Origin of the sequence: Macrococcoides goetzii (genome assembly GCF_002742385.2) — a bacterium.
Lineage (GTDB): Bacteria > Bacillota > Bacilli > Staphylococcales > Staphylococcaceae > Macrococcoides > Macrococcoides goetzii.
Map to the genome: position 1 here is coordinate 22,696 of NZ_MJBI02000008.1, position 25,515 is coordinate 48,210.

28 protein-coding genes and 10 tRNA genes are annotated in these 25,515 nt (G+C 34.9%); 9 read left to right on the forward strand and 29 right to left on the reverse strand.

Features of this window, described 5'->3' with window-relative positions:
- Positions 1–77 precede the first annotated feature (77 nt).
- Positions 78–827, reverse strand: a complete 750-nt coding sequence (locus BFS35_RS11750) for an alpha/beta hydrolase family protein (RefSeq protein WP_099576737.1) — start codon at positions 825–827, stop codon at positions 78–80.
- The gene (gene ytkD, locus BFS35_RS11755; protein WP_099576735.1) at positions 811–1,281 is read right to left on the reverse strand and encodes an RNA deprotection pyrophosphohydrolase; all 471 of its coding nucleotides are present in this window, start codon (positions 1,279–1,281) and stop codon (positions 811–813) included. The genes BFS35_RS11750 and ytkD overlap by 17 nt, the downstream gene beginning before the upstream one ends.
- A gap of 44 nt (positions 1,282–1,325) precedes the next feature.
- On the opposite strand from ytkD, the gene BFS35_RS11760 reads away from it, so the two are divergent.
- Together BFS35_RS11760 and yidD are read left to right on the forward strand one after the other, a co-directional pair.
- A complete protein-coding gene (locus BFS35_RS11760; protein ID WP_099576733.1) occupies positions 1,326–2,099 on the forward strand; it encodes a hypothetical protein in 774 nt (257 codons plus the stop codon).
- A 9-nt stretch (positions 2,100–2,108) separates the two neighbouring features.
- On the forward strand, positions 2,109–2,339 hold the full coding sequence (gene yidD, locus BFS35_RS11765; RefSeq protein ID WP_199798128.1) for a membrane protein insertion efficiency factor YidD: 231 nt from the start codon (positions 2,109–2,111) through the stop codon (positions 2,337–2,339).
- 47 nt (positions 2,340–2,386) lie between these two features.
- On the opposite strand, the gene BFS35_RS11770 is transcribed toward yidD, so the two are convergent.
- The 7 genes from BFS35_RS11770 to BFS35_RS11800 form a co-directional block, all read right to left on the reverse strand.
- A complete protein-coding gene (locus tag BFS35_RS11770) occupies positions 2,387–3,367 on the reverse strand; it encodes an enolase C-terminal domain-like protein (protein WP_099576729.1) in 981 nt (326 codons plus the stop codon).
- Complete coding sequence (menE, locus tag BFS35_RS11775) at positions 3,348–4,751, reverse strand: o-succinylbenzoate--CoA ligase (protein WP_099576727.1); 1,404 nt, start codon at positions 4,749–4,751, stop codon at positions 3,348–3,350. The genes BFS35_RS11770 and menE overlap by 20 nt, the downstream gene beginning before the upstream one ends.
- Before the next feature lie 168 nt (positions 4,752–4,919).
- Positions 4,920–5,927 carry a nuclease-related domain-containing protein gene (locus tag BFS35_RS11780; protein WP_099576725.1) on the reverse strand — a complete coding sequence of 336 codons (1,008 nt, stop codon included), beginning with the start codon at positions 5,925–5,927 and terminating at the stop codon, positions 4,920–4,922.
- 110 nt (positions 5,928–6,037) lie between these two features.
- Positions 6,038–6,856 carry a 1,4-dihydroxy-2-naphthoyl-CoA synthase gene (gene menB / locus BFS35_RS11785; protein ID WP_099576723.1) on the reverse strand — a complete coding sequence of 273 codons (819 nt, stop codon included), beginning with the start codon at positions 6,854–6,856 and terminating at the stop codon, positions 6,038–6,040.
- Complete coding sequence (gene menH / locus BFS35_RS11790) at positions 6,849–7,643, reverse strand: 2-succinyl-6-hydroxy-2,4-cyclohexadiene-1-carboxylate synthase (RefSeq protein WP_099576721.1); 795 nt, start codon at positions 7,641–7,643, stop codon at positions 6,849–6,851. The genes menB and menH overlap by 8 nt, the downstream gene beginning before the upstream one ends.
- Positions 7,630–9,303 carry a 2-succinyl-5-enolpyruvyl-6-hydroxy-3-cyclohexene-1-carboxylic-acid synthase gene (menD, locus tag BFS35_RS11795; RefSeq protein ID WP_170137313.1) on the reverse strand — a complete coding sequence of 558 codons (1,674 nt, stop codon included), beginning with the start codon at positions 9,301–9,303 and terminating at the stop codon, positions 7,630–7,632. Before menD ends, menH begins: the two co-directional genes overlap by 14 nt.
- Positions 9,290–10,594 carry an isochorismate synthase gene (locus BFS35_RS11800; protein ID WP_099576717.1) on the reverse strand — a complete coding sequence of 435 codons (1,305 nt, stop codon included), beginning with the start codon at positions 10,592–10,594 and terminating at the stop codon, positions 9,290–9,292. The genes menD and BFS35_RS11800 overlap by 14 nt, the downstream gene beginning before the upstream one ends.
- 143 nt (positions 10,595–10,737) lie before the next feature.
- Here BFS35_RS11800 and BFS35_RS11805 point away from each other — a divergent pair, with 143 nt between their 5' ends.
- Positions 10,738–11,658 carry a 1,4-dihydroxy-2-naphthoate polyprenyltransferase gene (locus BFS35_RS11805; RefSeq protein ID WP_099576715.1) on the forward strand — a complete coding sequence of 307 codons (921 nt, stop codon included), beginning with the start codon at positions 10,738–10,740 and terminating at the stop codon, positions 11,656–11,658.
- A gap of 48 nt (positions 11,659–11,706) precedes the next feature.
- On the opposite strand, the gene BFS35_RS11810 is transcribed toward BFS35_RS11805, so the two are convergent.
- From BFS35_RS11810 to BFS35_RS11875, 14 genes are all read right to left on the reverse strand, one after another.
- On the reverse strand, positions 11,707–11,967 hold the full coding sequence (locus tag BFS35_RS11810; RefSeq protein WP_099576714.1) for a hypothetical protein: 261 nt from the start codon (positions 11,965–11,967) through the stop codon (positions 11,707–11,709).
- Between the two features lie 15 nt (positions 11,968–11,982).
- Complete coding sequence (locus BFS35_RS11815) at positions 11,983–12,450, reverse strand: PH domain-containing protein (protein WP_099576712.1); 468 nt, start codon at positions 12,448–12,450, stop codon at positions 11,983–11,985.
- Positions 12,451–12,666: 216 nt separating this feature from the next.
- A tRNA-Ser gene (locus tag BFS35_RS11820) sits at positions 12,667–12,755 on the reverse strand.
- 45 nt (positions 12,756–12,800) lie between these two features.
- Positions 12,801–12,872 (reverse strand) — tRNA-Glu (locus BFS35_RS11825).
- A gap of 4 nt (positions 12,873–12,876) precedes the next feature.
- Positions 12,877–12,951 (reverse strand) — tRNA-Asn (locus BFS35_RS11830).
- Positions 12,952–12,958: 7 nt separating this feature from the next.
- Positions 12,959–13,032: transfer RNA gene (locus BFS35_RS11835), tRNA-Gly, on the reverse strand.
- 8 nt (positions 13,033–13,040) lie between these two features.
- Positions 13,041–13,116, reverse strand: a tRNA-His gene (locus BFS35_RS11840).
- Positions 13,117–13,134: 18 nt separating this feature from the next.
- Positions 13,135–13,207, reverse strand: a tRNA-Phe gene (locus BFS35_RS11845).
- 4 nt (positions 13,208–13,211) lie between these two features.
- A tRNA-Asp gene (locus BFS35_RS11850) sits at positions 13,212–13,287 on the reverse strand.
- A gap of 7 nt (positions 13,288–13,294) precedes the next feature.
- Positions 13,295–13,368 (reverse strand) — tRNA-Met (locus BFS35_RS11855).
- A gap of 226 nt (positions 13,369–13,594) precedes the next feature.
- Positions 13,595–14,515: a ketopantoate reductase family protein gene (locus BFS35_RS11860; protein WP_099576710.1), complete on the reverse strand. Its 921-nt coding sequence runs from the start codon at positions 14,513–14,515 to the stop codon at positions 13,595–13,597.
- A gap of 242 nt (positions 14,516–14,757) precedes the next feature.
- A tRNA-Ser gene (locus BFS35_RS11865) sits at positions 14,758–14,846 on the reverse strand.
- 1 nt (position 14,847) lies between these two features.
- Positions 14,848–14,922: transfer RNA gene (locus BFS35_RS11870), tRNA-Asn, on the reverse strand.
- Between the two features lie 79 nt (positions 14,923–15,001).
- Complete coding sequence (locus BFS35_RS11875) at positions 15,002–15,559, reverse strand: competence protein ComK (protein ID WP_158554314.1); 558 nt, start codon at positions 15,557–15,559, stop codon at positions 15,002–15,004.
- A gap of 244 nt (positions 15,560–15,803) precedes the next feature.
- Between BFS35_RS11875 and BFS35_RS11880 the strand changes: the two genes are divergently transcribed.
- Complete coding sequence (locus BFS35_RS11880; protein ID WP_099576706.1) at positions 15,804–16,013, forward strand: IDEAL domain-containing protein; 210 nt, start codon at positions 15,804–15,806, stop codon at positions 16,011–16,013.
- A 75-nt stretch (positions 16,014–16,088) separates the two neighbouring features.
- Here the strand turns inward: BFS35_RS11880 and BFS35_RS11885 are convergent, their stop codons facing one another.
- The 4 genes from BFS35_RS11885 to hemE all read right to left on the reverse strand — a co-directional run bounded on the left by BFS35_RS11885 (position 16,089) and on the right by hemE (position 20,514).
- Positions 16,089–17,075, reverse strand: a complete 987-nt coding sequence (locus tag BFS35_RS11885; RefSeq protein WP_099576704.1) for a lipoate--protein ligase — start codon at positions 17,073–17,075, stop codon at positions 16,089–16,091.
- Positions 17,076–17,142: 67 nt separating this feature from the next.
- Entirely contained in the window at positions 17,143–18,519 is a 1,377-nt protein-coding gene (hemY, locus tag BFS35_RS11890) for a protoporphyrinogen oxidase (protein WP_099576702.1), read from the reverse strand.
- 15 nt (positions 18,520–18,534) lie between these two features.
- The gene (gene hemH, locus BFS35_RS11895; protein WP_099576700.1) at positions 18,535–19,455 is read right to left on the reverse strand and encodes a ferrochelatase; all 921 of its coding nucleotides are present in this window, start codon (positions 19,453–19,455) and stop codon (positions 18,535–18,537) included.
- The gene (gene hemE / locus BFS35_RS11900; protein WP_099576698.1) at positions 19,456–20,514 is read right to left on the reverse strand and encodes a uroporphyrinogen decarboxylase; all 1,059 of its coding nucleotides are present in this window, start codon (positions 20,512–20,514) and stop codon (positions 19,456–19,458) included.
- 139 nt (positions 20,515–20,653) lie between these two features.
- Between hemE and BFS35_RS11905 the strand changes: the two genes are divergently transcribed.
- Positions 20,654–21,172: a hypothetical protein gene (locus BFS35_RS11905; RefSeq protein WP_099576696.1), complete on the forward strand. Its 519-nt coding sequence runs from the start codon at positions 20,654–20,656 to the stop codon at positions 21,170–21,172.
- Positions 21,173–21,194: 22 nt separating this feature from the next.
- Here the strand turns inward: BFS35_RS11905 and BFS35_RS11910 are convergent, their stop codons facing one another.
- Together BFS35_RS11910 and BFS35_RS11915 are read right to left on the reverse strand one after the other, a co-directional pair.
- Positions 21,195–22,412, reverse strand: a complete 1,218-nt coding sequence (locus BFS35_RS11910; RefSeq protein ID WP_158554315.1) for an ABC transporter permease — start codon at positions 22,410–22,412, stop codon at positions 21,195–21,197.
- On the reverse strand, positions 22,405–23,139 hold the full coding sequence (locus BFS35_RS11915; protein ID WP_099576781.1) for an ABC transporter ATP-binding protein: 735 nt from the start codon (positions 23,137–23,139) through the stop codon (positions 22,405–22,407). Before BFS35_RS11915 ends, BFS35_RS11910 begins: the two co-directional genes overlap by 8 nt.
- A gap of 140 nt (positions 23,140–23,279) precedes the next feature.
- Between BFS35_RS11915 and BFS35_RS11920 the strand changes: the two genes are divergently transcribed.
- From BFS35_RS11920 to BFS35_RS14285, 4 genes are all read left to right on the forward strand, one after another.
- Entirely contained in the window at positions 23,280–23,705 is a 426-nt protein-coding gene (locus tag BFS35_RS11920) for an HIT family protein (protein WP_099576691.1), read from the forward strand.
- A 59-nt stretch (positions 23,706–23,764) separates the two neighbouring features.
- Positions 23,765–24,121, forward strand: a complete 357-nt coding sequence (locus BFS35_RS11925; RefSeq protein ID WP_099576689.1) for a YtxH domain-containing protein — start codon at positions 23,765–23,767, stop codon at positions 24,119–24,121.
- Between the two features lie 190 nt (positions 24,122–24,311).
- A complete protein-coding gene (locus tag BFS35_RS11930) occupies positions 24,312–24,857 on the forward strand; it encodes an HTH-type transcriptional regulator Hpr (protein WP_099576687.1) in 546 nt (181 codons plus the stop codon).
- A gap of 33 nt (positions 24,858–24,890) precedes the next feature.
- A complete protein-coding gene (locus tag BFS35_RS14285; protein WP_099576686.1) occupies positions 24,891–25,466 on the forward strand; it encodes a DUF3267 domain-containing protein in 576 nt (191 codons plus the stop codon).
- Positions 25,467–25,515: the final 49 nt, after the last annotated feature.

Below are 25,515 nucleotides of genomic sequence, written 5' to 3' on the forward strand. Positions count from 1 at the left end.
CGTAGTGGCAACTGCTGTGCCGCCGTTTAAGCTGTTAAACAGAAGAGGGCTAAGACTTATGTCTCACCTTCTATTTTTTATTCTACAGCTAACATCCATCTATAAATTTCTTGTAGTATCATCCGTTCATTATCAGGTCGAAGAACGTGTGCTTCACCTTCTAAGTATATCGCTTTATGCTTTATACCTAAGTTTTTAAGTCTTTCTTCAAGCATCTTGCCATGCGCGATATTAACCTGTTTATCTTCTGTTCCGTGAATAATCATAATTGGCGGACTGTCTGCTTTTATCAGATTAATACCTTCGCGTTTATCATAGGCGGCTTTATCTGTAATCGGACCGACGATGCGCTTTAACATGCTGCGCAAGTCTAGTCGTTCATCATACATATAATAAATACTCGATACGCCGCCCCATGTAATAAAAGATGTCACGTCACTATTCTGATACGTAACGAGCCCTTGAATACCCCCGCGTGAAAATCCTATAAAATGTAATGGTACATCTGGATACTTTGTTCTAAGTATACGCACAAGTGCATATACATCCTCACGATCACCTCCTCCAAACTCATCCTGACCATTATGATGCGTTCCGCGGTAATAAGGTGCTGCAACGAGTGTATTCGGATAAGCAAAGCGCATCAGTCCAGCTGGTCTTAGCGTCCCTACCTGTCCTTTTCCACCGCGAAGATATATAATGATACGCTCAACAATTTTCGGTTCATATAATAATCCTTTAACTTCAAATTCATCAGACTGATATGTAATCTCTTGAAAACTTATTCCTTGATAAGAAGCAGGTATTAATTTACTCGTAATGAACATCAAAACGCTCCTTTAGTGTATCTAATATGTACAGAATACAGTTATCTTTTAACAGGAAACTTTTATCTTCTGTCTGAATATCATTCAGAGCCTTTGCAATTACCGGACCATCTGTTTCCAGATAATCTTCACGTTTGTCGATATGCGCTACTTCTACATAGAAGACATCTTTACTGAATGGTGACTGATCATATACGGTATAGGTGCCTATAAACTCATAATTACGCACTACACCACCAGTTTCTTCATATAATTCACGATGCATCGCTTCAATAGGTGTTTCATCATGTTCAACTTTTCCACCCGGGAATTCAATACCTCGAATTTTATTATGCGTAAGTAGCATATTACCCTTAAAGTTTGTTATTATTAGTACATGTTTACTTGTTGGTATATCAGTCTTATCTTTTATTTCAAGCATTACTTTATTACCAACATGATCTGTAAAAATCATTAATCTGCTCCATTCATCACAAAATTATCTATCTAGAGGTTACTATGAAAAAACTAACTGTATTTTTTATTATTTTAACATTAATTATTACCGGTTGTGCAGCACCACAGGAAAAAAAGAAACCATTGACGAAGGACCAGATTATCGCTCGAATGCAGAAGAATATTAAAGCAACAGACAGTATTTCTCTTGATGCCACTAATAAGACAACGATTTCATATGATAAGTTCACAACAAAGTTTACACAGGATACAGCATCTCAATTTGATACGATCAATAAAAGTGCGCTACTTATTAAAGCTGATTCAAATAACACGAAATATCCTGTAAAGTCTGTTATATTCAATATGGATGAGGGGAATATAGAAGCCTTTCCTGAACCTCAATATTTAAATTATCGTGCTCGTAATGCTGATATTCAGTACTTTTCAAGTGTCCAATCAAATATGGTCAATTTAACAGATATTGTTCAAAATGTCGTCAAAAAAGAAGTTGATAATATAAAAACGACGGATAGCAGGATTCAATATCAAGGTAACTCTCAAAATTTAAAACATCTGTTTGATTACGGCGTCGATTTCTCAAGCATGAATCAAGTATCAACATTCAATGATTTAACGGATATTAAAATTCAGAGTGGTTCATTTGATGTTGAATTATCACCCGTGAAGAAGCTACCCAAAACAATGTCTTTCGATATCAAGGTCAATGCTAAAATTAAAAACAAACCTGTTACGATATTAATGACACAAGAAACGCATTATAAGAACTTTAATAAGACAAATGTTGCTATGTATAAAGCAGATGAAATAGATTAGGAGATTATTATGAAACAACTATTATTAGCTGGTATTAAATTTTACAGAAATTATATCTCACCAATGACACCACCCACATGCCGCTTCACACCGACATGTTCCCAATATGGATTAGAAGCAATTGAAACACACGGTGCATTAAAAGGAAGCTATTTAACGATCGTAAGAATCCTTAAATGTCACCCGTTTCATCCCGGTGGCTATGACCCAGTCCCAGACAAAGAACATCATCATCATTAAAAAAGGAAATTCCAAAATGGAATTTCCTTTTTACCTATACAGCTTTATTAATCGTAAGCAGCTAATAATGTGAGATGAGATTTCTTTACTTTTGGTACTGATATGACCAGTTGGTTGCCTTCGATTATTTCATCATATTCAGTAAAGTCATGCGCAAAATAAGTACCTTTCGGCGTAATGTCCGGTACAGTCTGAAACGTTTCACCGAGCAGTGCAGTGAAATATTTGCTGAGACCAAATTCATACATGCCGCCGGATACGAGCTTCATTTCTGATAAGTTTTCTTTTATCTTAAGTGCACTAGTCACGCCACCTAATCTACTATATTTAATAACAGCAGTATTAACGCCTATATTATAAAATTGTTGTATCGTATGCGCATCAGTCGCACTTTCATCGATGGCAAGATTAATCTTCGGATTCAAGCGATGTAACAAACGATAATCTTCAATCGAACTGAACGGCTCTTCAAAATAAAGAATGTCATACTCAGAAAGTTTACTGATCAAGTTAAAATGATTTGCATCCATTAACCTGTTTGCGTCGATGACGATCTCTATATCACTCGTCTTTCGAATCGTTTGAACCTGCTCTAAAATATTGTCATGCATCTTTAATTTTACACGTGTAGCGTTCGGTTGAATAACACGCGCATCATGATGCAGCGTTTGACCGATCAACACAGTCACTGGCTTTAGCGTATTAAAATATTGATACGCAATGATATCAAAACAACTGGATGCATTGGGTTTTTCAGGATCAAGTAAAGTATTGAATGCTTCTATTGAAGATATCGGTCTATTTTTTATTATTTGAAACTGATTGACGAGTGATTGATAAACCGTTTCTATCGTTTCAAAATGATACCACGGTGTCTCAAAACTATTTGCTTCCGCAAAATATTCCACACCATCAATTACGATACCTGCTACAAGTACCTTACGCTCATTTAAAGTAATAAGATTTGTCTTGATCGGCGCTTTAAATGCTGCAGCATATGAATAAATATTAAGATTTGAGATATTCATGCACAAACCATTCCTTACATTGATGACGTGATATTTTTCCGTTCGATGTTCGTTTTAAATTATTTACTCGAATAAATTGTTTAGGATGCTTATATTTTGCGATATTATTATTTAATGCATTCTGAATAGTTGCAGCCATATTACCATCCGCTTCATATAAACAAACCGGCACACTGCCCCACTCGCTGTCTTTAATACCAATAACACAAGCTGCATGTACAGACGTATGACTGAGTATGACCTGCTCAATTTCTGAAGGATATATATTTTCTCCACCTGAAATAATTAAATCTTTACGACGGTCTAATATATACAGGTAATCATCTTCGATATACCCGATATCTCCTGTTAAGAAATATCCATCTATGAATGCTTCTTGATTTGCACTTTCCGGATAAAGATAACCGTGCATGACATTATCCCCACGTACGCCAATTTCCCCGACCTGATTCACTGCATTAAATAATTGGATATTTTGATTGATCTGGCCTACACTCTTTGGGTACTTTTGAATATCTTTTGGCGATGCTGTAATCATCTGAGAACATGTTTCAGTCATGCCAAATGATGTATAGATGGGTAGGTCAGCACTTTGTGCCTGAATAAGTAAGCGATCATCTAGTTTAGCGCCACCAATCAGTATGCCTTGAAGTGCATATTGCTGGTTAAGTCCTTGTCTTAAGAGACGTTCTAACGTTTGGGGTACAAGAGAGATATGCGTAATCTCTTTATCTTTAATGTCATCGATAATCTGCTTTGCATCAAACTTTTCATGCAATACGACAGTGCAGCCATCAATCACTGCACGTAATAATATACTCAAACCACTTATATGAAACAACGGGAGAACATCCAGCCAAATTGAATCATGGTCATACGTAAATATCTGTTTACAGTTTCCGGCACTTGCTAAATGATTAATAAAGCGTTGAGGTACTGCTTTCTGAACACCAGTCGTCCCTGAAGTAAACATAATAGATAATATATCTTCTGGATGATTCGGTTTAGCAGTTAATGTTGAATGCTGATTTATTGCCTTTCTAACAAACTCTGATTTATGGATAGCAGAGATGTGCGTGTAAGTATTATTTGAAAATAAAAGCTCCGTATCCACAGACGCCATTTGCTTTCTCATTTCATGTTCAGTCAGATGCTTATTGATCATCACTATTTCAATATTCGCAATTATCGCAGCATGAATAAAATAACAATCCATTAATGTATTTTCCGCTACAAGCGCAACACGATGATGTTGAAGTTGATCGAGTTCGTATGCTACTTTTTGAGCTTGTTCGTAGAGTAATTGATAAGAAATATGTTGATCTTGATAAAAAATTGCTGTTTTATCTGGATATCGATTTGATGTTGTCTTAAGCCACTGCATAATTCCACGTCCTCTTAGTTAATATAATTATCATATCAAAAAGAAGAAGTTTATACATCGGAATGCGCTTTGGTGCTAGATGTTGATATATATTGTTTATCAACATCTATGACATGATATACTCCCGACCTTCATTGCTAGATGTTGATATATTCCGTTTATCAACATCTACGACATGATATATTCCCGATCTTCTTCGCTAGATGTTGATATATTCTGTTTATCAACATCTAGCGATGAGGTTCTATACTCTACTGATGCTTCAAAAATTCCCTTCACTGTTTTCTTAACTGTATATTTGCGTCCTTTATTCTTTCCATACGTTTCAAATTCAGATTTCAGTACATTTCTAATCGTTGTTTTACCTATACCGGTATATCTACTAATATCAGCCGTAGTTACAGCATCATTTTTCAGGATTTTTATCGTTCTAAATGCATCAAGTACCAATTTATTTTTTGAAGTTTTATATCCACAATCACAACGTACAATTCTTTGACGTCCAGACACTATCGGCAAAAACTTTCGACATTCCGGACACTTCATACCTGGTTTTAAAGCATTGAAGGGATAATAATGTATGCGTTCATACTTACTATTAGGATGATGATGCTTTTTTAATAATTCTCCAATATATAGCTCTTCATTTGTCGGTTCACCCTTGCCTAACATTTTCACAATTCTTGAGACGTCTGTTGAATATAATAGCTTATCAGTATGTTCTAGCCCACTCAATTCAAATGTAGGATTTATAAATAACACATAACTTTTCACCTGATAATCGATATTATTTTTATAACAGAAATACTTTAACTTCTTCTCTGCTTTATCGAGTTGTACTAATGGATTGGCATTCACATAATTATTCTCACTCACAAAGTTATTATTACTAAATGTATACGGTCCGGCAAAATTTTTTATATCAATATGTATAATAAATCTGTCTTTAATCAACAAAAAGTCAAATTGCACTTCGCCATTACTCCTGATTCTCACATTCCATAACTTCACGCCGCCACGTGTACCTTTCAATGCCTCATAGCATATTCTCTCTCCCATATACCCACGTTCAAATGTATATAACTGTGATTCATCAAAACTGTCTAATTCTATACGATTCTTAACTTCCCACAAATATTGTTCATAATCACTAAAATCATATAATTTCAGGAACATATCATCACCTCACATATAATATACAAATGAACACAAAAATTAACAAATTAATTTTACGTAAATTTTGTTAACAAAAAAAGCACCCCAAAAAGGGTGCTTCACTCTCTTGCTTATGGGAATTTAGGGAACTGATCGAAGTTCGGCTGACGTTTTTCTTTAAATGCGTCACGACCTTCTTTCGCTTCATCACTTGTGTAGTAAAGTAATGTAGCGTCACCAGCGAATTGTTGTAAACCAGCTAATCCATCAGTATCAGCATTCATCGCAGCTTTTAAGAAACGTAATGCTGTTGGAGAATGTTGTAACATCTCTTTACACCATTTTACAGTTTCATCTTCAATTTGGTCTAAAGGTACTACTGTATTAACTAAGCCCATATCTAATGCTTCCTGCGCATCATATTGACGGCATAAGTACCAGATTTCACGTGCTTTTTTATGTCCAACGATTCTTGCTAAGTAACCTGAACCATATCCAGCATCAAATGAACCTACTTTTGGTCCAGTTTGACCGAAACGAGCATTGTCAGCAGCGATTGTTAAGTCACATACGATGTGTAATACGTGTCCACCACCGATTGCATAACCACGAACCATCGCTACAACTGGTTTAGGAATAACACGGATTAAACGTTGTAAATCTAATACGTTTAAACGTGGAATATTATCATCACCTACGTAACCACCATGGCCACGTACTTTTTGGTCGCCACCTGAACAGAATGCTAAGTCACCTTCACCTGTTAAGATGATTGCACCTACTCTTTGATCATCACGTGCACGAGAGAATGCATCGATCATTTCCATTACTGTATTCGGTGTAAACGCATTACGAACTTCCGGACGGTTGATCGTAATTTTAGCGATACCTTCAAAAAATTCATATTTAATTTCTTTATACTCTTTTAATGTTTCCCAAACTCTAGTCATGATTTTCCTCCTTGATAAACGATACTATTATTGTATCAAATATTTTTAAATTCTCCACATGAATTGTATGACCCGCTTCAATTATCATATGACGGGCATCAGGCAGTACTTCTACCATACGTTTAGCGATTGATTCAAACTTCTTATCTAAACTTCCTGTAAGCAATAAGAGTGGTTTATTAAAGCTAGGTAAAAGCGGCCAGAGATTTGGTTGTCTGCCTGTTCCATATTCTCTTAATGCTTTAGCAATACCTTGTGGTTTGTGATGCATTCTTATCTCACGCTGTCTTGTTTGAATTTCATCCGTTAGTGGCTGATATGTCTGAAATAATGATAGCTTTTCCCAGTGTTTAATAAATGCCGAATAATCTGTTTCTATCCAAATACTACGTTCTTCATCCTGCTGAATACGCTCTATTCTTAATTGCTCATCTTCAATTCCAGGCGTCGCACTTTCGATTATGAGTTTATCTATTAACTCAGGATAATGCAGTGCAGTAAATAGCGCTATGCGACCACCCATCGAATAACCATACAGAATGATTTCGGAATATTGATTTCTATAACGCGTTAATGTGTGTGTTAGCGATGCTGCGATAGCATCAAATGACCAAGTTTCATTCGTATTAAAAGCTGCTCCATGTCCTGGACATTCTACTAATAACACATCCGTGTGGGACAACAGTCTTTCTTTTGCTGGAAGAAAGGTTTCAACGCTACCCAGGAATCCATGGATCATGACAATAAGACTTTCTTTATCACGATTAAAATATTTATATTTCAGCATTGAGTTTCGCCTTTAAAGTAGTAATTAATGCACTGTGTGCTTTCAAATTCTCTTCTCGGTCAGAAGTGATTTCAATAATATGACCGCTTGCTTTCGGTAATGTGATTTCATCAAATACATTAAATTTCTTATATTTAAAGTCATACAACTTTGCAGTATGTTCAAAATCGAGATTCAGCGGTGTGCCAAATAAACGTTCAAAATGCTTCTTATCTTCATACTGTGGTAAATAACTGAATATACCGCCACCATTATTATTCATCACAACAATATTAATCATATGAGAATGGTGATATTCTGATAACATCTTCTGCATAACAAGACCGTTCATATCATGGAAGAATGAGATATCACCAATTATCAACGTCACCTTTTTATGACGCGACATTCCAAGCGCCGTACTCACAACACCGTCAATACCATTTGCACCTCGATTACAATACGGTTTACCTTCAAAGTTTGTAAAGAATGTATCACAATCTCTAATCGGCATACTGTTGCCCAGGAAAATGACTTCATTCTTCTTGATTTGTTTAAAGATCTGATACATCGCACTACCTTCGTCGAATATCGTTTGTGTGTGCTGCATAATGTGATTGATGACTAAATCATTTAATGTATGCCAGAATTTAATCCATGATTGATTGTTGACTGGTTTCTCTTCTGCGACTTGTCTAAAGAAGTCGTTTGCAGTAATTTCGATAAATAAGTCCGGCACTTTCGGAAATGTATTAGGCTGAATTCTTGGTTGAATTAAAATTTGTGGTGCTGTCTGTGCTTTAATCCACTGATTGATTGCTTTCGATACAACAGCGTTACCGACACGAATTATATAACCCGGCTGAATATCTTTAATGACTTTAAAGATACTGTCTCCTGTTGTCACCACATTTGGATGCTTTAAATCACGAATCTGACTAAGCGGGTCTGCAATAATCGGTATATTATGTATTGTAGAAAAGACAAGTATCTGTGTTAAATCTTCCAGCTGACAATCACCGACGATTATAATGCCTTTTTCCTGACGAATGATTGGTTTGACTGTATTGACATCAAATGTCTTCTGATAACTAACCTGAACCTTTGGATTAATCGTCATCATTTCTGCCAGCTCAAAGTCCGGCATCAATGGTTCTCTGAAAGGTATATTGAAATGTACCGGGCCTTTCATCGGTCCACTGAAATAACGACTAGACTGCATCATTACAGCATCGATAAATTGTATCGATTCGTCTGTATCATCTGCGATTGGAAAGTCACGTTCATATTGTACAAAATTACTAAACATCCCTACTTGATTAATTGCCTGTGGTGCACCGACATTACGCAGTTCATGAGGTCTGTCACTCGTAATCACAACAAGCGGCATATGACTGATAAAACATTCAGACACTGCCGGGGTATAGTTACTTGCTGCAGTTCCAGATGTACAGAGTACTGCAACTGGTTTATTCGTTGCTTTCATTAGTCCAAGTGCATAGAAAGCTGCACTGCGTTCGTCTGGATGAATATACGTCTTCATCTTTGGATGAAGTTCACATGCTATCGCAACCGGTGTTGAGCGTGATCCGGGTGAAATCACTATCTCATGTACACCATAATCATATAATGATTTAACGAAATGAAACACTTGTTTAGTTAACGCGTCATTCATCTTCATTTACTCCTAACATTTCTAACATCGGTTTAAATTTAATTTCTGTTTCATAAACTTCACTCTCTACAACACTCGACTTAACAATACCACATCCTGCATAGAGCATCGCAGTGTTATCCTGGATAACCATCGAACGGATGGCAACGATAAACTCACCTTCATCATTTAAATCAACATATCCTAGGGGTGCACCGTAAAGACCACGCCCTTCATTTGCCTCCGCTAAGAAATCCATCGCCGCGCGTTTAGGAAAGCCACCCAGTGCAGGTGTTGGATGCAAACTTTCAGTTACTTCTAATAATCCACCACGATTCAACTTCGCATTGATCGGTGTATATAAATGATAGAAAAATTGATTTTCTAATATATCCGGTGATTGTTTTAAAGTAATCTCATTTGTAAACGGTGCTAAATCTTCCTTTATACTTTCTACAACGATTTTATGTTCATATAGATTCTTTTCATCATCCAGTAACTTTTGTTTCGCATTATCAATACTTTTGCCCATCGTTCCGGCAATGGCATTTGTATGAAGGATGCCATCCTGCACCGCAACAAGCTGTTCAGGTGTCTTTGTAATAAATGTTTGTGCACCAGACTCTATTAAAGCAAAATAACTCACTTCATGATTTTTCATCGCCTGATTGATGAGTGGCAAAATATCAATATCTCTTTCCATCGTAATCTTTCTTTTTCTTGATAGCACAACTTTTTCAAGTTTATCTTCCTGCATCATCGATATTGCTTTATGTGCATTAGATTTAAATAACTCCAGATCAATATCTTCAGCAGATATTATTTTGTTATCAGGTACTTTGCCGCCAGTATGATGTCTTAATGCATCAATTATCTGTATTTTATCTGAAGACTGATCAACAAATATTATTGAAGCGTGTCCATTGCTTTCAATAATCTGTATTTTGGGAATGACGAAATGACTCTTTTCATAAGCAGAAAAATTTTTACTTTCATTATTATCAAACTGGAAGCCACCAAAAAGTTTTAATTCATACTGCGAACCATTACCAATATATGCTGCATCCTGAACAATCGCCTTAAACTGTCGTTCGATAAGAACAGGATGAATCGTATCTGCTGTAAGTACTGAATGATGACCGATACCGATTAACTTAAAAGATTTATCTTTATTGATAAAGACATAACGCTCTCCTGCAAATGCATGAAAATAATCCATGATCCATGCAACATTTAGCTGGAAGTCTAAATCAAATTGTTCTATTTTCTTAATTTTATTCGTTGTTAAATGCGTCTCAAACTGTTGATTAATCGGCACATGCTACACTTCTTTCACTTCAAAATAATATACTTACTATTTTAACATTATTCAATCATTATTGGACAAATTATGCTAGATTTGTTGACGATGACTATTATTAAATATAAAATTTATACATTAAGAATAAAAGAGGTATGAATATGTCTGAACATTTACAACAACACACTGGTATTGCAAAGTATTATCACTTAATGCGACCACACACTTTAACAGCAAGTTTCGTACCTGTACTTGTCGGAACAGCATGCGCAAAATATTTCACTGATATCCGTATTGATTTATTGATTATCATGCTTATTGCCTGCTTACTAATACAAGCGGCAACAAATATGTTTAATGAATATTTCGATTACAAACGTGGACTGGATGATCATACTTCAGTCGGAATCGGTGGTGCAATCGTAAGAAATGGTATGAGTCCTAAGTCAGTATATAATTTAGCGATTGCTTTTTATATTATTGCCGCCATATTAGGTCTTTATATTTGTTCTCAATCGTCATGGTTAATCTTACTTGTTGGAATTTTATGTATGGCAGTCGGTTATTTCTATACAGGTGGTCCCGTTCCAATTTCATGGACACCATTCGGTGAAATCTTTGCAGGATTCTTTATGGGATTTGTAATCATTATGATTACATTCTACATTCAGGTAGGACATCTAGAATGGTACCCTGCAATTATGTCAATTCCAGTTTCAATCAATATCGGCATGATTAATATGGCCAATAATATTCGTGACCGTGTAAAAGATAAAGCGAGCGGCAGAAAGACATATGTTATATTAGTCGGTAAAACAATCGCAATTATCACAATGGCATTATTATACTTAATCAGTTTCCTTGTAGTACTGTATACAGTATTCTTTAAACCATATGGTTCACCATTCCTATTACTTGTATTGTTAAGCTTTAACTTACCAATCAAAGCAGTAAATCGCTTCTTTAAAGGCAATACACCGATTGAACTGATGCCTGCAATGAAAGTTACCGGACAATTCAACACCGTATTCGGTTTCTTATTTGCACTAGGCTTATATCTCGCAGCATTAACTGCAATTTAAAAAAAATCGTGAGACTACAAAACAGTCTCAGATTTTTAATTACTTTTTTTATTTTTGATTGAAGAATTCTTTTAGTCTTGCTACAACTGCTTGTGCATCTTCTTCTGTGACATCACGTACACCAGATTTTGTTAAATCGATTACGTAGCTTTGTGCATCATAATGCACATCGATAGAAGTTCCGTTCACATCATAGCTGCGTGGTTGAATCTCCTGCACTTTATCTTCTTCGTGATTTTCACGGTAATCAGAACCAAACTGGCCTAATTTAAGTTCAGCATATGATACGAGTTTATCGATATTCGCCATTGTTAATGTCCCCCTTTATATTGTCTCAGACATTTTAATTCTAATAAATTCCACAATTTCAGGCAAGTTTTTACTTTTTATCATTCGTATAGTTACTGATTTTTCACTTAATTTCTTTCGTTTATATTTGAAGAATAACTCTCCATATTCCCCTTCAGTATCAGGCTCAAAATCAATGTTTACTAAATCAGCATATTTAATTACTTCATAATATATACGCTTTGATTTCATTTTACTATGGACCATAGAAATACGATCATCTAATAAAATAAACAAACCATGTTGATTCAAATTAATATGACTATAAGTCGCAAAATGAATCAGTTCCTTATTTTTAATATCTTTGCAGATTACTTTTAATAATTTAATAAAGAAACGACGCTCAGATTTTTTAATTCTTTTAAAAATTTTTGAAAAGCGTTTATATCTAACTGGATAGTTAATTTCTGATAACACTTTACGTGTCGAAGCTTTATCTTTCATTTCATCACCTTATGATTTCTATTTTGTATTATAATTCACAATTAACTTTAGAAGTATAATATTTGAATAAGTACATTATACATGCTTTCTACATTAAAAAATAGATAGTAAAGTAACTTTTATTTGTAGGTATATACGTAAAATAAACGTAGGTATTAAACTAAATAAAACTACTGATGATTTCATTAAAGAATCAACAGTAGTTTTATTATTTAACGGATCGTGAGAGATTCGAACTCTCGAAACGCTTGTGACGTTTACACACTTTCCAGGCGTGCTCCTTCGGCCAACTCGGACAACGATCCATAATAATTAAAAAAATCAGAAGCGATATTTCACTTCTGATTATATGACCCCTACGGGATTCGAACCCGTGTTACCGCCGTGAAAGGGCGGTGTCTTAACCGCTTGACCAAGGGGCCTAAATGGCTCCACAGGTAGGACTCGAACCTACGACCGATCGGTTAACAGCCGATAGCTCTACCACTGAGCTACTGTGGAATAATAATGGAGCGGGTGATCGGAATCGAACCGACAACATCAGCTTGGAAGGCTGAGGTTTTACCACTAAACTACACCCGCGTTACAAATGGGGCGACTGATGGGAATCGAACCCACGAGTGTCGGAACCACAATCCGATGCGTTAACCACTTCGCCACAATCGCCAAATTTATTTAAAAAGATGGCTCAGGACGGAATCGAACCGCCGACACATGGATTTTCAATCCATTGCTCTACCGACTGAGCTACTGAGCCAAAATGGCGGTCCCGACGGGAATCGAACCCGCGATCTCCTGCGTGACAGGCAGGCATGTTAACCGCTACACCACGGGACCACTTTAATTGCGGGAGGCGGATTTGAACCACCGACCTTCGGGTTATGAGCCCGACGAGCTACCAGACTGCTCCATCCCGCGATAATAATATGTTGTCTCTCGTAAAAAGAGTACTTTTAAAATATATCATTTTAAGTTTGTGAACGCAACATTAAAAAAGTGTAAATTTTATCTTTAGAGGCGGTTTGCATCCGAATATTGTATAAAAGGGTGTTTTTAATATTGTTGCTGAATATCTAACTTATACTAACCATTATAAAACCAGACATGTTAATACATGTCTGGTCAGAAATCAAAATCCATTCTATTATTTTTCAATTTGATGTACTAAATGCGTTAAAATATCACAATATGGTGTTTCAATCCCTGCTTCATCTCCAAAGCGACTGACAGCACCAGTTAAGAAATCAACTTCTGTCTTACGTCCATTATGAATATCTTGAGTCATAGATGGATAATGCAGACCAACGACATCAGGTGAGTACATTTTATGGAATTTCTCCATTGTTGCATCTAAATCAAGCTTTGCACCTTTTGTTGCCCCTACTGCAATGATTTCCTTAACTAATGGGATTAACATTGCATCTGCTTGTTCATATGCACCAAATTCCCCGATACGTTTATCCGTTACTGAACAGTATGTGTTAAAGCAGCAGTTCACTAAAGCTTTATTCCAGATTGATGTCACAATATCATTACTGATAACACCATTAAGTTTCGCTTCATCTAAAATGACTTTCAATTTTTCAATGAAAGCATCCACATGTCCATCAGGATATCCAAATTCAATATTACCAGTACCTTCTAAAATTAATTCACCAGGTCCTTTTAAACCTGCTGACCACATTGTTACAGCCAGTATAACTTGCTCAACAGACAATTTCTTCAGCAGCATATCACCATGACCTAAACCATTCATCAGTGACATCACTTTCGTTTCTTTTGTAATAACACCTTGTTTGATTAAATTATCGATCGTTTCTTCAGCTGTTAATGCTTTTGTTAATAAAATCACCAAATCTGCTGGTTCATTGTAGTCATCCATAAACACTGCCTTAACTTTATGGTTTGTTGTTTCACCATAAGAATGAACAGTAACACCTTTATCGTTCATCGCATCAACATGATCCTGCCATTTATCAAGCATCACCACATCTTGTCCACTCTCAGTTAAATAAAGACCAACACGTCCACCCATTGCACCGGCGCCTGCCATAACTATTTTCATACTTTCTTCCTCCTCATTTGATTATCTAATATTATTTTATCACAGGAATAAGTAAGTTTGTTAAAACATTCACATACTTTGTTATGTATTAATTTATACTCTTATAGATAAAATTAATACATCTATGAGTGACCATAATATTAAAAATATAATGAGTTTACTATAATCCAAAAATTCAGATTATTCAATAATTTGTTTAGAACATATAAAAAAACACTTAGCATTCACTAAGTGTTTTGTAACGGAGATGGAGAGATTCGAACTCTCGCGCCGGTTACCCGACCTACACCCTTAGCAGGGGCGCCTCTTCAGCCAACTTGAGTACATCTCCATGGCTCCACAGGTAGGACTCGAACCTACGACCGATCGGTTAACAGCCGATAGCTCTACCACTGAGCTACTGTGGAATAATTTCAATCAACAAATACTATTATATCAATTGAAATGAATTGGTCAATACTTTTGGTAAATATTTTTATGGAACATTTACACCTTTTTCTCTAATAATGCATACATTGCTAACATTTCGAATAGATTTGCCCTGCATTTGTCAAAATGCACTGCTTCCTGCGTATACATTTCCTGCTTTAACGCCTTTGCTCTTACACAATATTCCAGCTTAATCCCATGCAAATACTGTGTATTAAAAGTATACGTTGTCACCGGAAAAGATACTTGTGACTGATCATCAAATTCTACAACAGTATCATAATATTCACCTGCGTGAAATCGATTTACATAGTGAACATTGATCCAGGCCATATCGTTACTTCTATCACTGTGCGTCGGAAAGAAATATGTTTGTGTACCAGGCTGTACGATAATCGGTGGTTTTGTATAAATTTCTGCAATCATCTTCGTAGATATTTTTCTCGCTTTATATGAAGCATGATAAAAGAATAATGAGTCTTCAATGATATGTAATGGCTTCTTTTTAAATATAAATGTTTCTCTTCCGTATTCACCAATTTCAGAAAGTACACTTCTACCATCTCTATACGCCTTAATATACATCGTCTTTTCATTAACAATATATTTCTCCATATCAACTTTCTCCTTTGTCAATATATTGATAATATTATACACAATTCCAATTAACATTTGTTAACTTTCTTAAATTTTTAACATAGTTTACATTAGAAAAAGATATGTTTACAAAGTTAAAAATATGGTTATATATTATTAATCAAAACGAACAAATGTTAATTAATATAATTTTCTGAATACTATTGCAATTTAGAATATTATATAATATACTCGTTTTAATACATTTTAGGAGGTAACACTTATGAACTATAATCAACAAACACAATTAAATGGTCTTGAAACTTTTGTATCTAATCTTAATAATTTATATATCGAGCTTATCATTGACGAAGCTGTTAAAAGCCACCAAAAGAAATTATTAAAAGAAAAGATTGATTTGTCTTTATTAAATCATAACCAGGAAGCATTTCTAGAGTATACGAGTGAATTGAAAGCTCTGGAGGAAATTTAAATTGAATACGATAAAATAAAGCGCCAATACCTCAAAAATTAATTTTAAGGATTGGCGCTAAAAATTTGTCTTTTTTTATTTTGCAACTAAACTTAAAAATTCTTCTTCCGTTACTCTACCGAAGTAATGTCCAAAGTCTACTGTATCTAGCACTGCCTTCACAGCCTTTTGATTATGTGGTAATCCTTTAAGTTTCTGTTCGATTTCAGTAACTTCACCTACACCGAAGAAATCACCGAATATTTTAATATCATCAATCATACCTTTTATGACATTAATCTTAAGTTCTAACATGCCACCAGGAAATTTCTGTTTGACTTCATAGTTATATTTTGGATTTTTTCCGTAATTCCAGTCATAGTTACGATATTTCTGGTTACTGGTTTCTTCTATCTTCTTCCAGTCTTCTTCCTGAAGCTGATATTCTTCAATCTCACCATCGAATATTGAATTCAGTAATGTCTGTTTAAAATCTTCCATCGACATTGGCGCTTCAAGAAATTCCTGAATATTTGCTACACGAGAACGAATAGATTTTATACCTTTTGTTATGAGTTTCTTCTCACTTACGGTTAAACTCTTCACGACTTCTTCAATATCACTGTTTAACATCAGTGTGCCGTGCGAGAACATGCGATCTCCTGATTGAAACATCGCATTACCTGAAATTTTACGTTCGCCAACCTGAAGATCATTACGTCCTGTCATCTCAGCTTTGACACCTAATTTATTAAGTGCCTCTACGATTGGCATCGTAAATTTCTTAAAGTTATGGAAACTGTCTTCATCAGCTTTTGTTACGAAGCTAAAATTTAAATTACCTAAATCATGATAAACTGCTCCACCACCAGAAATACGACGAACAACATGAATATTTTGTTCATCAACATAAGATTGATTAATTTCGGCAAATGTATTTTGATTCTTTCCGATAATGATTGATGGTTCATTAACATAGAATAAGAAATAGGAATCATCTTTCGGTAAATGTTTCAATACGTATTCTTCCATTGCTAAATTCAATGAAGGATCCGTTATATTATTATTATGAATAAATTTCATAACATCCTCCTAAAGTGTGTCTGTATTTCATTATAATGCTGTTGATTTATTTTAGACAATGTTTTGATTATTCATGTGCGATTTGTATTGCAGCGCGTTGTCCTTGTGCGACGCAGTCTGGCAGTCCTACAGCTTCAAAAGATGCTCCGGTAATCACTAAACCCGGATACTGTGTCTTAATATAATGCTGAATCGCGCGAATGCGATCAATATGGCCTACTTCGTATTGTGGCATACTGTTAAATAATTTCGTCACAATTGTAAATTCAGGTTCACCTTTAATTTCCATCATTTTATCTAAATCATTGCGCGCAAGTTTCACAATCGCTGCATCGTCATTCTCTTTAACCACATTGCTGCCAGGACGACCAACATACGCACGTAACAGTGTCTTACCTGGTGGTGTTGTATGAGACCATTTCTTGTCTGTCCACGTACACGCAGTGATGACGGTATCAGAGTTTTTAGCGATGACGAATCCTGTCCCATTTTCTTTATTATTCACCTGACTGTCATCAAAAGCCATTACAACGGTAGCCACACTTGTCGTCTCCATATAGTCGAAATAGTTTAATGGTCCATCATTAAGCCAGTTGCGAAATACTGTATGAGGAACCGTAATGATGACTTTGTCATAGTATACTTTCTCTCCATTTACAGTAATCTGATAGCCTTTATCTAATTTCTCAATACCATCAACTTTATGATTATATTTAATAGAGATACCTTTTTGTTCTAAGTCTTTTACGAGCGCCTCTATAAAACTCATTAAGCCATTTTTAAATTGTCTAAATTGTCCTTGAACTGGTCCTTTACTTTTAGGTGCTTTCTTCTTATTAGCACGCATTCCTTTTATAAGACCACCGTGCTTTTCTTCAGTTGCTTTAAAGTCCGGAAATGTAGATTTTAAACTTAACTTATCAATATCAGCACCATATATCCCTGATAACAATGGTTCTATTAAGTTTTCTAAAGTTTCATTGCCTAAGCGTCGTCTGAAAAAAGCACCGACTGAAACATCCGGTTCCATCGGTTTTGGTTGAATCAAGTAATCCATTCCTGCACGCAATTTTCCGATTGGTGAAATAAGACGTGTTGTTAAAAATGGTTTCATCTCAGTCGGAATACCTAATATTGAACCACCAGGTATCGGATAAAGTTTATTTTTGACATAAATATATGATTTTCCGGTATTATTTATTACTATGTCATCTTTTAAACCAATTGCTTCAGCAAGTTCTGTCATAATCTTTTTACGTCCGAGATATGATTCTGGACCTAATTCTATCGTATACCCGTCTTTTTGGTAAGTTTTTATCTTACCACCTGGTACGTCACTCGCCTCTAATATATCAATCTCAATCGATGAATCTTCTTTTTGCAGATAGTATGCTGCTGATAATCCTGTAATACCTGCGCCGATTACTGCACATTTCTTTGCCATGTTAAACACTCATTTCTATTGATTTAATACACTTTGAATTTCATCCACCATCGCACCGATAAAACGTTCATCCGTATTAGGCATCGCAGGGCGATAATATTTTACATTTAAATCGTCACACACAACTTTGCACTCGTAGTCATTATCATATAATACTTCTAAATGTTCGCAGACAAATCCAACTGGTGTATAGATAAAATGTTCATATTGCTCTTCTGCGTGTAATTTACGTGTTAAATCCTGTACATCAGGTCCTAGCCATGGATCTGGTGTATTACCTTCTGACTGCCATCCAGTTTCAACGTTTAAAATTTTAGAATTGTCCATAATCATTGTTGCAGTATCTTCTAATTGATCTGGATAAGGATCGCCTGCTGCTTTAATTTTCTCCGGTAGACTATGCGCACTGACGATCAACACTGTCTTTTCCCACTCAGACTCTGGAATTGTAGCTAGTGTGCTGTTCACTCGATCTGTCCAGAAATCAATAAATTTATCCTGATTATAGAATGATTCAACATGTTTAAGTTGAATACCATATTTGTCCGCTTCTTCTGCGGCACGTTTATTGTAACTTCCTACTGAGAAGTTAGAATAATGTGGTGCTAAGACAATTGTTACCGCTTCAGTAATGCCATCATTATGCATTGCTTCCACTGCATCTTCAATAAAAGGTGCAATATGCTTTAGACCGATATATAATTGATAGTCATCACCTGTAGCTTCATTTAATGCTTTCACTAAAGCTTCTGCCTGGCGTTCTGTCGTCCCTGCAAGCGGCGAAATCCCACCGATTGCTTTATAACGATCTTTTAAATCCTGTAAACTTTCTTCAGATGGTTTTCTACCATGTCTAATATGCGTATAGTATGGTTCAATATCCTCTTCTTTATATGGCGTACCATAAGCCATAACGAGTAATCCCTTTTTAGTCATTCATACTTCCCCCAAATTTAAAGCTTTATATTTTGCTGAATAATCATGTACAAAAGCACTTACACGACGTAAAGTGTCCGGTTGAACTTCTGGGAATACACCATGCCCTAAATTAAAGATATAACTGTCTGACTGTAATCCCTGATCTAATATACGAACTAAGTGGCTCTCTATGACTTCCCATGGAGCAAGTAAGATCGCAGGATCGAGGTTGCCCATTAACGTCTTTGTAATGCCTTTAGCACGTGCTTCTTCTATTTGCAGTCGCCAGTCTAATCCTAATACATCGACAGGTAAAGCATTCCACTCTTCGATCAAGTGACTTGCACCGACACCAAAAGTAATGACTGGTACTTGTTTTTCTTTTATCCCAGCGAAAATTCTTGTCATATGTGGTGCTATAAACTGATGATAGTCTGCTTTATTTAATGCACCAACCCATGAATCAAATACTTGAATCATCTTACAACCAGCATCGATTTGTGCGTGCGTATATGTAATACACATATCAGCTAGTTTCTCCATCAGCATATGCCATGCTTCAGGTTGCTCATACATCATCGCTTTTGTTTTGTTGTAGTTCTTAGATGGCCCACCTTCAATCATATAACTCGCTAAAGTAAACGGAGCACCAGTAAATCCGATTAATGGAACATTCAACTGTTCTTGTGTTAATAACTTGATCGTATCTAAAATGTAAGGTACATCTTTTTCCGGATGAATCTCACCTAAACGAGATACATCCTGGATCGTACGGATCGGGTTATCGATAACCGGTCCAATACCAGATTTAATCTCTACTTCAACACCAATTGCACCAAGCGGAGACATAATATCTTTATAAAGAATTGCTGCATCCGTGTTATATTGATCAACCGGTAACTTTGTTACATATGCACAAAGTTCTGGATCATGTGTAATTTCAAATAAACTATGTGTTTCTTTAATCTTTCTGTATTCAGGCTGACTTCTTCCTGCCTGACGCATAAACCATACCGGTGTATGGGCTGCTTTTTCCCCTCTTGCTGCTTTTAAAATCGTATCGTTAAATGAATTCAAACAAACTTCCCCCAATTTTTTCGTATATAGTCTGATTTTATCATAACAATTATTATAAAGTATCATAAAAAACTAATGTCATTAAACTGACATAAATCTTGTATTTTGGGTATACATAAATAAAGAGAGGATGATAACGATGTATACTTATATAACTTATGGTTCGAGCTTTTTCCTGGATAAAATAAAAAAGAAATATTCAAAACGACAAATATTATCTTTCTATAATGAAGATAACGCTTATTTATATGAAGAAACAGATGATAAATCAGTTTTTAGTGCACCTCAGTCATTCACGAACGTTAATAACGATGGTAAACTTCTTGAGAAACCGACTTTATTATTATATTTTATTGTGAAAGAAGCGCGTCAGGAAGTCTTTGATACTAAACCATTACCATTAGAAAAACTAAGCGATTACGACGGATATCAGGCTTTCCGTCTATTACGCCCTAAACGTGGTGAAACATATGTTGCGACTTTCCAGTTTGATAGAAAGAGTCAGATAGATGACTTTAGAAAGAGCAGCTTCTTCAGAGAAAACTTCAGTAAAGAAGCATTGTCTATGTATCAATCAGAAGATATACTGGCTAATATCTATTATTCAAAATATTTATATGTTGAAAAACCTGAAGGGTTAACAGAAGCAGAAGATTAAAAAAAGGATTGAGACACATGTCTCAATCCTTTAATAAATTCATACGTTTTTCAATTTTTTCTGTTACATTACGCATCGTCCATAGCATTAGCAGGAAAAAGACAGCGGCATAATACAAATGCGCCGGATATAATATCATATAGATGACCGCAATGATAATTGTTGTAAGCCATACGAGTTTACGCATAAACTGTTTGAAACCAGTTAACACTAAACTTTCCGGCACCGGCCAAACTTGTGGCCACAACTGAAATGCCTGTTGTTTATAAAATTGCGATGTCTGTAAGACGATCGCATACACTAAAAATGCGCCGATAATCATTGCAATGATCTCTTGATTCACAATCCACATCACTACAGCTGCAATTAAGATTAATCGAATGATAATCCATAATGCATCACTACTGCGCAGAAAATTTCTTATAAATAAAAACTCAAACATATGTTGCTGATTGTACTTTGATTTATGCTTAGGTAATAAGACATCAAGTACACGACGGCGTTTAACGGTATCTTTCATACCTTTTACATCTGTAAACATATTAATCGTCTTATTTTGTTGATGTGTCAATCGTTCTTCATAATCAATCATTGCATGCCAGTTTACTGTACGTTGCTGTGTGTGCTTATTAAGCAGATAAACAAGACCAATCCCAAAAAATATAATCGGAATGATTGTAAACGGTAAACCTTCAAGCGAAGTATAAATACCCGACAACGCCATCAAAAAGATCAGTAGACTGATTAAATGTTGCTCTATATCTAACTTCATCATTAAAAAACGGATCCAGATACCTATGACTATCATTACAATCCCTAAAATAACAGCACAAATATATCCTATCATCGAGGAATCTGCTGCATTAAAATAAAGCGGTATAAATAAAGCTGCTACAATGACAAAAATAACAATTCGAATCAAAGCACTTCTTATCATCGCTGATTTAAAATAAGCATCCATATGCAGTTCAAAATTCAGTAAAAAAATCTGATCTGCCGGTCTGATGAATGTTCTGATATTCGTAATGGTCAATACAGCAAGTGCTACTGCAATAATTAGATGATAATTGATGTGAGGTGATAAGTGTTTCACCATTTGTGAATACTGTAACATCAATGCACCAAAAGCAATTGATAAGAACACGACAAAATGACCGTTAAAGATAAACTTACTATAATAAGCTATCTCTTTTTGGTTCTTCTCGCGCCTTTGATTAAAAAGTTGAACTGCCTTATTCATGCGCATCACCTGTTGCATAAATATAAATTTCATCCAGTGTGGCATTTGGCATATTAAACTGCATTCTTAAATCATTAAGCGTACCTTTACCGATTAATTTACCATGGTGCATCAGTAAAAATGAGTCACAATAACGTTCTGCCGTCGTTAAAATATGTGTACTCATCAATACAGTACGGCCCGCTTCTCTAGCTTTCACCATAAGGTCAAGCATCGATTGTATCCCTAAAGGATCTAGTCCTAAAAAGGGTTCATCAATTATATGAAGTGATGGTTCCGGGATAAATGCACAAATAATCATTACTTTCTGTTTCATCCCTTTCGAGAAATGAGCAGGAAATTGTTTCAGTTTATCTTCTAAACGAAAGATCTTTAATATCGGCATCGCGCGTTCCATCGCTACCTCTGCATCAATATTATAAGCCATCGCAGTCATATCGATATGTTCTTCTAATGTTAATTCATCATATAATACAGGTGATTCCGGAATATACGATAGTTCTGAGCGATATTTAAATGGGTCGCTAGAGAGTTTATAGCCATTAATTTCAATATCACCTTCTAACGGACGTAGCAACCCTAACATATTCTTAATCGTCGTACTTTTACCGGCACCATTTAATCCGATAAGTCCGATAATCTGACCTTGCGCTAATTCAAAATCTATATTATGAATAACAGGCTGATTACCATATCCCCCTGTTAAATTACTCACTTTAACTGTCACATGCATTCTCCGTTCGTCTTAATTTAAATTTATTGTATCAAATAATAATTATTTCTCATAACGAATTGTGATTGAATGAATAATTTCAATAATTACATTATAATAAACAAAATAGCAAATTATATAAGGAGGCGTTTTCAATGTGTGAAACAGTTTTCGGAAAAATATTAAAAGGTGACATTCCTTCATATAAAGTTTATGAAGATGCGTATACATATGCTTTTTTAGATATTTCACAAGTATCAAAAGGTCATACACTTGTTATCCCTAAAAATGCAGCTGAAGATATCTTATCAGTAGACCCTGAAGATTTAGCAAAAGTCATTCAATCTGTACAAAAAGTTGCGAAAGCAGTTGATGCTGCATTTAGTCCAGCAGGAATCAACATTATTCAAAATAACCGTGCTTTCGCTGATCAATCTGTATTTCACATCCATTTCCATATCATTCCACGTTATGAAGATGATATCGATGGTTTCGGTTACAAGTGGGAAACACATGCGGATGCATTCGATGAAACAGCAATGCATGAATTAAAAGATGCAATCAGCAATGCGATAAAATAAGCATGTTATTTTAAATTATGGGTATAGACTAGTACAAGCAAATTGAGGAGGATCAATTTATGAAATTTTCACGTATATTATTAGGATTTGGTGTAGGAATCGCAGCAGGTGCAGCAACATCAATATTAAATGCTCCGAAGTCCGGTAAAGAATTACAACAAAACTTTAAATCAACAGCATATGATACTAAAGCTCAGGTGAATCAGTTAAAGATTGAAGCAAATGAAGTAAAAGATGCTGTCTTCAAAACAAAAGATGCTTCACAAGAAGTAATGAAAACGATGACAGAAGAAATTAAAGATATGATTGCACATTATAAATCTGATATTCAGCCAAATATTGAGAATTTAAAAGGCAATATCGATAATTTAAATAATCGTAAAACTGAAATTATGGATACTTTATCTAAAAAATAAAAATATAAATTGAATTGATATTATCTGCTATTTATATTTTTAAAAATTCAGAAAAATACCTTGTTTCACAAATGTATTATGGTAAAATATTATTATTCTATAGTAAAGTATGATGTTATCATCATACTTTTTTTAATTTAACTATAGCAATAATATAATTTTAATATACAAGTGAAAGGATGGCAGCGTTATGAAGCGTGAAAAAGATGTAATTGAAAAAATGCTTTTTACACATAAAGTATCTCAGTTGAGTAAAGCTTTATGGAAAACCGTGGAAAAAGACTGGCAAAATTGGATTAAACCATATGATTTAAATATTAATGAACATCATATACTGATTATTATTAGAAATCTTGAGAAAGCAACAATCTCACAAGTAAGCCAGTATGGTGTGATGCATGTTTCAACTGTGTTTAACTTTGCGAAAAACCTTGAAAAACGCGGCTATTTAACGATGCCTAAAAGTGAATTTGATAAACGTAACACGTATCTTGAATTGACAGAAAAAGGGAAAGAACTACTGTATGAAACATATCATGGTTATAAAGAAACGGATGATCGTATTTACGATGCAGCAAATAAATATAATGACATTATGCATGACCTTCCATCTTTCACTGAATTAAAATATATCGTAGCGCAAATCTACGGTGACGACTTTATAAAGCACCTTGATAAAAGTCATAATGACCTATTAAAAGTTTTACTTGACGAGAACGAAACTGATAATGCATAATTGCTAGGTAAATTGACCGATAGGAGAATTGCCATGTACTTATGTAATAAAAACTTTAACTTTCGAGCAACATATGGCTTACAGCGCATATTGCTTATTTCAGCACTTACTTCAATCTTAGTTTTTATTGTAAGTTTTGAATTATTCTCAAGTGTTTTTGGTAAACATTTCTCTGATCAGTACTTTTTTCTTTTTATAGCAGCATGCTTATTGCTATACCCCTTTCATAAATTTTGTCATATGATACCTTTTATGAATGATATGAAATCAATGATCTTACAAAAAACAAATAAATCTAAATTTTTTCCGTTATTTAATATAAGAATCAATCATCCGATTCACAAAATAAAATTTGGGATTTCACTGATGCTGCCGTTTGTCATAATAACTTTCATCACGTTATATTGCGCAGTGGTATTGCTACAATTTGCTCACTACTTTCTATTTATATTTTCTATTAACGTCGGGATGTCATTTATTGATTTTATATACTTAAAATATATTATCAATACACCGAAAGGCTCTTACATCGAAGAACGTAAATATGGTTTTGAAATACTGACAAAACATGAACTTTCAACGAATTATCATGAGTGCAATATTAGATAAATTGTAATCTAATATTGCTTTGTGATATATTAGAACAGAAATTTGTAAG